Here is a 7,860-nt window from a genome sequence, read left to right as displayed (position 1 = left end):
TTAATTGGGCTGGTGGGTCCCCGCGGTCTTCATAAAGTCATCGCCCCCCCCCCCCCCCCCCCGAGAGGGTGCGTGGTGCACGGGCAGAGCGTCGGTTGTAGGGGCGGGGCTCGGTCCGCCGGTTCCCGTCTGTGGGGTGCGCGGTAACCCGCCCCTACTTCCTTGGAGAGTGGGGCGATCTCCCGGGGTGGTGACGGGTGACGCAGATGAGGCCAAAACCAGTTATTTACTTAGACACCCGCTGTCTAAAGAAAACTGATTTCTCCGTCATCTGCGTCACCCGTCACCACCCCCGCCCTACGCGGCTGCCTTGACGGGCTCGGCAAGCCGGACGCTGGTACCCGACGCCGGAGCGGTACCGATGGGCATGGTCAACACTTCCCGGAGCCCCGCCAACTCCTCCACCGCGGGGTCAAGCTCGCCACGGATCGTGAACTCGACCCGGCGCATGTCCAGCTTCCGCCACCCGCCGCGCGTGCCCCGCTTGACCTCCAGCCGTGCGCCAACGTCGACCAGCATTGCCCGTCGGGCGTTCGTGTCGGCCTCGGCCCACTCGTCCGCGTAGGTCCGGCCCGTGGGCGTGACGACGCGCTGGGGTTCGCGCTTCTCGCGGGTCTCCAGATCGGCGATCCGAGCGTCCAGCGCATCGGCCCGTGCCTGCCACTCGGCCGCCGCGTGCTTGGACTTCTGGCGCCCCTTCTGTTCCTGGTGCTCGCGGAACTCCGCCACAGTGGCGTCAAGTTCGGGCTTCGGGTCGTACCCGGGTATCTCTACGACGTGCTTGGTCGGAACGGGACCGACCAGGCGCAGGAACTCGGCGGTTACGAAGTCGTCCACCCAATCACCGCGAACGCTCGCCGGCAACTGGCACAGCTCACCCCGGGCGTGGCTGTTGCACTTGTAGGTGGACGTCTTGCCTGCCTGCTTGTTCAGGTACATACGCCCATGACAGGCGTCACAGTGGATCACGCGCAGCAACAGCGCGTCAGTGTCCTGTCGGTCCCCGACGTTCTGACTACGGGAGTCCAGCAGCGCCCCGACGTGGTCGAACTCCTCGCGGGTCATGATCGGCTGTTCCGTCGCCATGATCGGGTTGCCCTCGGCGTCCCGGACGGGCTTGCCCTTGTGCATCTTCCAGCCGAGAAGCGTTTCGTTCCGGAGCATGCGCGTGATGACCGCGGGGGTCCACTGGAACTTCTCCCGGACGACGTGCTGCCCCTTGGCCCCGCCGGTCTTGCCGCCCCGCTCCCGGCCCATCTTGTCGGCCCAGTAGTCCCGCGGGCTGAGAATGCCGTCCGCGTTGAGACCGGCGGCAACAGCGGACGCTGTGCGCTTGTCCAGCAACTCACGAACGATGCGCTCGATCACCTCGACCGCTTCGGGGTCGGGCACCAGGGTCCAGCCGACCCCGCCGTGTTCCGCGGGCATGGGGGCGGGCATGTAGCCGTACGGGGGGCGACCACCACCACGCCACCGGAGCGGCATCCTGCGCAGTGCTGCCATGGCACCGGTCACGCGGTCGCTGATGCTCTGCGATTCGACCTGCGCGGCGAATGCCAGTATGAGCATCTGCAACTCGGCCATGGGGTCCATGGGGTTGCGGAAGTCGAAGACCAGACGGCCCCCGCCGATGCCCTCGGCGAAGACCAACACCTTTCGGTGCTTCCTGGCCCACTCGGCGAGCGTGTGCATGTGGGCCATGGACCGGATAGCACGGTCGAAGCGCCACCACACAAGGGCGTCGAAGCTTTCCGGGTTGCTCAGCCACCGGCCGAGCTGGGGACGGTCAAAGGGGCCGGTCTTGCTCGCCGACACGTCAAGGTCGACGGCCTCGCGGAGTTGGTCACCCTCGCCGAAGTCGATACCGAGCGCGGCGGCGGCAATGTCGTCGGCTTCGCGCTGTCGCTCGGGGCTGGTCGTCTCGTCTGTAAGGACGGACAGTCGGATTGCGCGGACGCCTCGCAGCGTCCCGGTAGAAACGGTGCCCTCGGTCCCGGGCAGGCTGCCAGTGGTCATACTCCCGTGGGAGTGGGGCGATCCCTGCTGGTCACGGGTCAGGGTGGCGGTCGACACCGGGGGTCACTCCAGAATTGGTAGTCCGGAGTGTTGGGGTCGGCCATAACCACGTGGTGCCCGTCGGCCTCCGCCAGCACCCGCCCGCCCGCCGCCACCAGCCGCGCGGCCTCCGCGGTGACCCGGGCCCAGCGCTCGGCCGGACCGCCGTGGCCCGGCACCCGGATGTCGATGTGCAGCCGGTTCTTCGCCCGCTTCGGCTCGGGCACCCGGAGGATGGACAGCCGGGGGCCGACCCCCTGCGGGTCGCAGAGCCAGGCGCCGTCGTCCGCCGAGTCGTCCTCCGGCGGGTCGAACTGGGCGAGCCACTCCGCGCGCGTGCGGAACGGGGGCGGCGGCGGCTCGTCCACGTACCCCAGGGCCGTCCGCCAGAACGCGGCGAGGAGCTGCGCGTCCGCGCAGTCGAGGGTCAGATCGATCCGGGCTGCCATGACCAGGACCGTACCGCCCCGCTCCGACATCCGCGTCCGCGGCCGCACCCCGGCCCGCGTCCGGGCCCGGTCGCCACGGCCGGTGAGAGTTCTTACACGCCTTTGTCATCGCTCTGCCGAACGCCTGACGAGCCCCCGGCAAGGTCGTTCCCACACCGACCGCAGGACGCCAGGAAGGCACCGCGATGACCGCGAACACCCAGACCACCCCGAGCACCCCGACCACCACCACCGCCCCGAACCGGGCCCGCCGGGGCGGCCTGGCCGCCGCCGCGCTGGCCGTCCTCGCCACGGCGCTCCCGATCGGCGCCCTCCCCTCCCCCGCCCAGGCGGCGCCCGCGGGCGCCGAGGGCCGGCCCGCCTGGTGCCCGACCGTCCCCGGGCACCGGGTCGACTGCACCACGATGCGCCGCCCGCTGGTCGCCGACGAGCCCGGCCTGGGCACCATCGGCGTCAGCCACGCCGTGGTGCGCCACAGCCGCCCCGGCCCGGCCCTGGGCACCATCGCGCTCAACCCGGGCGGCCCCGGCGAGACCATGATCGACCGCGCCGGGCAGGTGAGCACGGCACTCCAGGGGGTGCTGGACGACTACGACCTGCTCCTGCTGGACCCACGCGGCACCGGCCGCTCCGGCCGACTGCCCTGCGACGTCACCGAGGCCGAGTACCGCTGGGCCCCGCGGGCCGACCAGCGCGAGCTGGTCGCCGACTGCGCCGAGGAGCTCGGCCCGCGCGCCCGCGGCTACACCAGCGCCGCCACCGCCGACGACCTCGACGCGGCCCGGGAGCGCCTGGGCGCCCCCAAGCTGGTCCTGTACGGCCTCTCGTACGGCACCTACCTGATGCCGGTCTACGCCGACCGCCACCCCGAGCGGGTCGACCGGATGGTGCTGTCCGGCGCCTACCCGCTCGCCTTCGACTCGCTGGCCCGCCCCGGCGCCCAGCAGGTGTCGCTGACGCTGCGCCGGATCTGCGAGCGCAGCGGCTCCTGCGACCCGGACACCGTGGTGCACGACCTCGCCGCCGTCACCGAGCGGCTGCGCACCCGCCCGCTCAAGGTGACCGCCACGGTCGACGGCCGCAAGCGCACCGTGGCGTTCACCGAGGACAAGCTCGCCAACCTGATGTACGAGCCCGCCACCCGCGGCATCGGCCTGCACCCCGGCGAGCCCGGCCTGCTCGGCGCCCTGCCCGCCGCCCTGCACGCCCTCGCCGCCGGTGACGAGGCGCCGCTGACCGCCCTGGTGCGCGGCCAGATCGAGAGCACCGGCACCGAGGACCAGGCCTCCTTCCTGGCCGTCACCTGCAACGACTACGCCCGTGCCTGGGACCAGGACGCCCCGGTCGCGGAGCGCCGCCGCCAGTACCGCGCCGCCCTGGCCGCCACCGACCCGGCCGACTTCGGGGCGTTCAGCGCCAAGGGCTGGGCCGAGGGCCAGACCGACGGCGGGGACAACTGCCTGAACTGGCCGCGCCGGGGCACCGCCCGCCCGCAGCCGACCGACCTGCGGAACGTGCCCGACGTCCCCGTCCTGGTGCTCTCCGGGGACCTCGACACCAACACCCCCGAGCTCAACTCCCGCCGCGCGGCCGCCCAGTTCAAGCACAGCGCGTTCGTCTCGGTGCCCAACAGCGGACACGTCCCGGAGATGGAGTCCACCGGCTGCACCCTGGAGATCGCCGGCCGCTTCATCCGCACCGGCGAGGTCGGCGACACCTCCTGCGTGGCGGGCGTCCCGCCGGTACCGGTCGTCCCCGTCCCGCGCTGACCCGGCACCGAGCCGCCGACGGCCCACCCCGACCGCCCCCCGACCGCCATGACCACGCCCGCCACCAGCGAAGATGACGCCATGACAGATCCCACCGCCGCCCGGCGCACCGTCCTGGTCGTCGAGGACGACCCCGGCGTCCGCAACACCCTCGACCACCTGCTCCGCTTCGAGGGCTACCGGGTGCTCACCACCGCCGACGGCCAGGAGGCCCTGGAGCTCCTGGAACACCGGCGCCCCGACCTCGCGGTGGTGGACGTGGTCATGCCCCGGCTCGACGGCCTCGCCCTGTGCCGGATGCTGCGCCGGCGCGGCGACCGGCTGCCCGTCCTGGTCCTCACCGCCCGCCACCAGCTCGGCGACCGGGTCGCCGGGCTGGACGCGGGCGCCGACGACTACCTCGCCAAGCCCTTCGCCACCGAGGAACTGCTCGCCCGGATACGCGCGCTGCTGCGCCGCACCGAGCCGGTCGGCGCCGAGAGCGCCGACCTCGGCCTCGACGACCTCGCCCTGGACCCGGCCGCCCGCCGGGCCCACCGCGGCGGCCGCCCGCTCGACCTCACCAAGACCGAGTTCGACCTGCTGGAGCTGCTGCTGCGCAACCAGGGCACCGTACTGACCCGGTACCAGATCTACGAGCGGATCTGGGGCTACGACTTCGACACCGACTCCCGCTCGCTCGACGTCTACGTCGGCTACCTGCGCCGCAAGACCGAGGAGCACGGCGCACCCCGGCTGATCCACACCGTGCGCAACGTCGGCTACACCGCCCGGACCGCCTGATGCTGCGCGCCAGGATCGGCCTGGTCGTCCTCGCCTCCGTGCTGCTCGCGATCGCCGTGCCGGTCGTCGCCGCCTACCGCGGCGTCACCACCCTGGTCGCCGACCAGCTCGACCTGAGCCTGGTCGACCGGGCCGACACCGTACTCGCCGCCGTGGACCTCGATCGCGTCCCGCTCCCCCGGCCCGACACCGTCGAACAGCTGCTGGCCCCCGACGGCACCGCCCGCCCGCTCACCCCGGGCGCGGCGGCGCTGCCGGTCTCGGACCGGGCCCGCGAGGTGGCCCGCACCGGGCAGGGCTCCCACCAGGAGGACATCGAGATCGACGGCACCCCGTACGGTCTGCTCACCAAGGCCCGTTCCGACGGGCGGGGCGCGGTGACGGTCGGCCAGACCTACGCCGGGGTGACGGCCGTCGACGAGGCCTTCCTGCTGCGGATCACCTGGACCAGTGTCGCCGCGGCGGTCGGCTCCGCGCTGCTCAGCTGGCTCGTGCTGGGCCGCATCCTGCGCCCGGTGCGGCGGCTGGCCCACGCCGCCGAGCACATCACCACCACCCGCGACCTGACCACCCCGCTGCCCGCCGCCGGGCGTGACGAGGTCGGCCGCCTCACCCGCGCCTTCGACGCGATGGTCGGCGCGCTGCGCCGCTCCCGGGAGCAGCAGCAGCGCCTGGTGCAGGACGCCAGCCACGAGCTGCGCACCCCGCTGACCTCGGTGCGCGGCTGCGCCGAGCTCCTCCAGCGGGCCCGCGGCCGGCTCGCCCCCGAGGACGAGGAGCAGATCCTCGGCACGCTGGTCACCGAGACCGTCGCACTGGACGAACTCGTGCGCGAGCTGGTCGAGTTGGCCACCGACCAGTGGACCGCGGAGGCCCCGGAGCCGGTCGACCTGCTGGCCGCCGCCGAGGACAGCGCCCGCCGCTTCCGCCGCCGCACCGGCCGGGAGATCACCGTCACGGCGGACGGGCCGGTGCCGGTGCTGGCCCGCCCGCGCGCGCTCCAGCGCTGCGTGGACAACCTGGTCGGCAACGCCGTCAAGTTCAGCCCGGACGGCACCCCGGTGGAGATCCGGGTCACCGGCGGCCGGCTGGCCGTGCGCGACCAGGGGCCGGGCATCGCCCCGGGCGACCGGCAGGCCGTGTTCGAGCGCTTCTACCGCGCGGCCGGCACCCAGTCCACCCCGGGCTCGGGGCTGGGCCTGGCCATCGTCCACGACCTGGTCGCCGCCGACCACGGCTCGGTGTTCGCCACGGCCGCCCCCTCCGGCGGCGCCGAGGTCGGCTTCCGGCTGCCCCCGGCGCCCGGTGGGTGAGGGGCTACGGCCGGCGGGTGAGGGGCTACGCCCGGCGGGTGAGGGGCGACGGCCGACGGGTGAGGAGCTACAGCCAGCCGCGTTCGTCGGCGGTGCGCAGGGCCTCGGTGCGGTTGCGGGTGCCGGTCTTGGCGATGGCCGAGGAGAAGTAGTTCCGGACCGTCCCCTCGGAGAGGTAGAGCTTCCCGGCGATCTCGGCGACTCCGGCACCGGAGCGGGTGGCGTTCAGGACGTCGCGTTCGCGGGCGGTGAGCGGGGAGGTGCCGGCCGCGAGGGTGGCCGCGGCGAGTTCCGGGTCGACCACCCGCTCGCCCACCGCGACCCGGCGGACGGCGTCGGCCAGCACCTCGGCCGGGGCGTCCTTCACCACGAAGCCGAGCGCGCCCGCCTCCATCGCCCGGCGCAGGTAGCCGGCCCGGCCGAAGGTGGTGAGGATGACCACCCGGCAGCCGGGCACCTCCTGGGCGAGCACGGCGGCCGCCGCCAGGCCGTCCAGCCCGGGCATCTCGATGTCCAGCAGGGCGACGTCCGGCCGGTGCTCGCGGGCGGCCTCGACGACCTGGTCACCGCGTCCGACGGCGGCGACCACCTCGAAGTCGTCCTCCAGGTCGAGCAGGGCGCGCAGCGCGGTACGGACCAGCTCCTGGTCCTCGGCGAGCAGCAGGCGGATCGTCATGTCGTCCCTTCGGGGCGGGAGTCGGGCGGCCGGACGGTGACCAGCAGGCGCCACCCGCGCGGGTCGAGCGGGCCGGCCTCGACCGTACCGCCCGCCGCCGCGACGCGTTCGCGCAGCCCGGTCAGCCCCTTGCCGCCGCCGACCAGCCCGGCGCCGGGGCCGCCCGCCGCGCCCCGGCCGTCGTCGCGGATCTCCACCGAGGTGGCGGTCAGCAGCACCGAGCAGCGGGCGGCCCGGGCGTGCCGGACGACGTTGGTGAGGCCCTCCCGCAGCACCCAGCCGAAGAGTTCGCGCTGGTCCGGTCCGACCGCGTCGGCCGCCGAGGGCAGGTCGGCCACCACCCCGGCGGCGCGCAGCAGTTCGCGGCCGCGGGCGAGCTCGCCCGTCACGGTGACCTCGCGGTAGCCGGAGACGGCGGCCCGTACGTCGGCCAGCGCCTGGCGGGAGAGCGTCTCCACGGCGCTCATCTCCGCCACCGCCTGGTCCACGTCCTTGACCGCCAGCCGTTGGGCCAGGCGGGACTTGACGGTGATCGCGGTGAGCGAGTGGCCGAGCAGGTCGTGCAGGTCGCGGGCGATCCGGTTGCGTTCCGCCTCGGAGGCGAGCCGGGCGACCTCGGCCCGGGCGGCCACCAGGGCCTGGTTGGTGGCGGCGATCTCGGCGAAGGCGCCGCAGGTGAGCGAGGTGAACAGCAGGGCGAGCGCCTGGAACCCGCCGGGCCCGGTGTGCCAGGCGGGCACCGCCCAGGGCAGCAGCAGGGCGGCGAGGGTGCCGCCGGCCACCACGGGGACGGTGTACTTGCGCCACAGCACGGC

7 protein-coding genes are annotated in these 7,860 nt (G+C 73.9%); 3 read left to right on the top strand and 4 right to left on the bottom strand.

Annotation, left to right across the window (positions count from 1 at the left end):
* Nucleotides 1-297: 297 nt before the first annotated feature.
* Together ACFV8H_RS35965 and ACFV8H_RS35960 are read right to left on the bottom strand one after the other, a co-directional pair.
* Nucleotides 298-2,016 carry a recombinase family protein gene (locus tag ACFV8H_RS35965; RefSeq protein WP_380408243.1) on the bottom strand — a complete coding sequence of 573 codons (1,719 nt, stop codon included), beginning with the start codon at nt 2,014-2,016 and terminating at the stop codon, nt 298-300.
* A 38-nt stretch (nt 2,017-2,054) separates the two neighbouring features.
* Nucleotides 2,055-2,504, bottom strand: coding sequence for a VOC family protein (locus ACFV8H_RS35960; RefSeq protein WP_380408241.1), 450 nt, complete (start codon nt 2,502-2,504; stop codon nt 2,055-2,057).
* A gap of 185 nt (nt 2,505-2,689) precedes the next feature.
* On the opposite strand from ACFV8H_RS35960, the gene ACFV8H_RS35955 reads away from it, so the two are divergent.
* The 3 genes from ACFV8H_RS35955 to ACFV8H_RS35945 all read left to right on the top strand — a co-directional run bounded on the left by ACFV8H_RS35955 (nt 2,690) and on the right by ACFV8H_RS35945 (nt 6,369).
* Nucleotides 2,690-4,273 carry an alpha/beta fold hydrolase gene (locus ACFV8H_RS35955; RefSeq protein WP_380408239.1) on the top strand — a complete coding sequence of 528 codons (1,584 nt, stop codon included), beginning with the start codon at nt 2,690-2,692 and terminating at the stop codon, nt 4,271-4,273.
* Nucleotides 4,274-4,354: 81 nt separating this feature from the next.
* Nucleotides 4,355-5,056 carry a response regulator transcription factor gene (locus ACFV8H_RS35950; RefSeq protein ID WP_380408237.1) on the top strand — a complete coding sequence of 234 codons (702 nt, stop codon included), beginning with the start codon at nt 4,355-4,357 and terminating at the stop codon, nt 5,054-5,056.
* Nucleotides 5,056-6,369: an ATP-binding protein gene (locus tag ACFV8H_RS35945; protein ID WP_380408235.1), complete on the top strand. Its 1,314-nt coding sequence runs from the start codon at nt 5,056-5,058 to the stop codon at nt 6,367-6,369. The genes ACFV8H_RS35950 and ACFV8H_RS35945 overlap by 1 nt, the downstream gene beginning before the upstream one ends.
* Before the next feature lie 67 nt (nt 6,370-6,436).
* Here the strand turns inward: ACFV8H_RS35945 and ACFV8H_RS35940 are convergent, their stop codons facing one another.
* On the bottom strand, nt 6,437-7,045 hold the full coding sequence (locus tag ACFV8H_RS35940; RefSeq protein WP_380408233.1) for a response regulator: 609 nt from the start codon (nt 7,043-7,045) through the stop codon (nt 6,437-6,439).
* Nucleotides 7,042-7,860: sensor histidine kinase (locus ACFV8H_RS35935; RefSeq protein ID WP_380408232.1), on the bottom strand; the 819-nt coding region annotated here is incomplete at its 5' end. The genes ACFV8H_RS35935 and ACFV8H_RS35940, both read right to left, overlap by 4 nt.

This window comes from Kitasatospora sp. NPDC059827 (assembly GCF_042731675.1).
Lineage (GTDB): Bacteria > Actinomycetota > Actinomycetes > Streptomycetales > Streptomycetaceae > Kitasatospora.
Note: the sequence above shows the minus strand (reverse complement) of the source record. Positions and strands in the feature narration are given on the sequence as shown.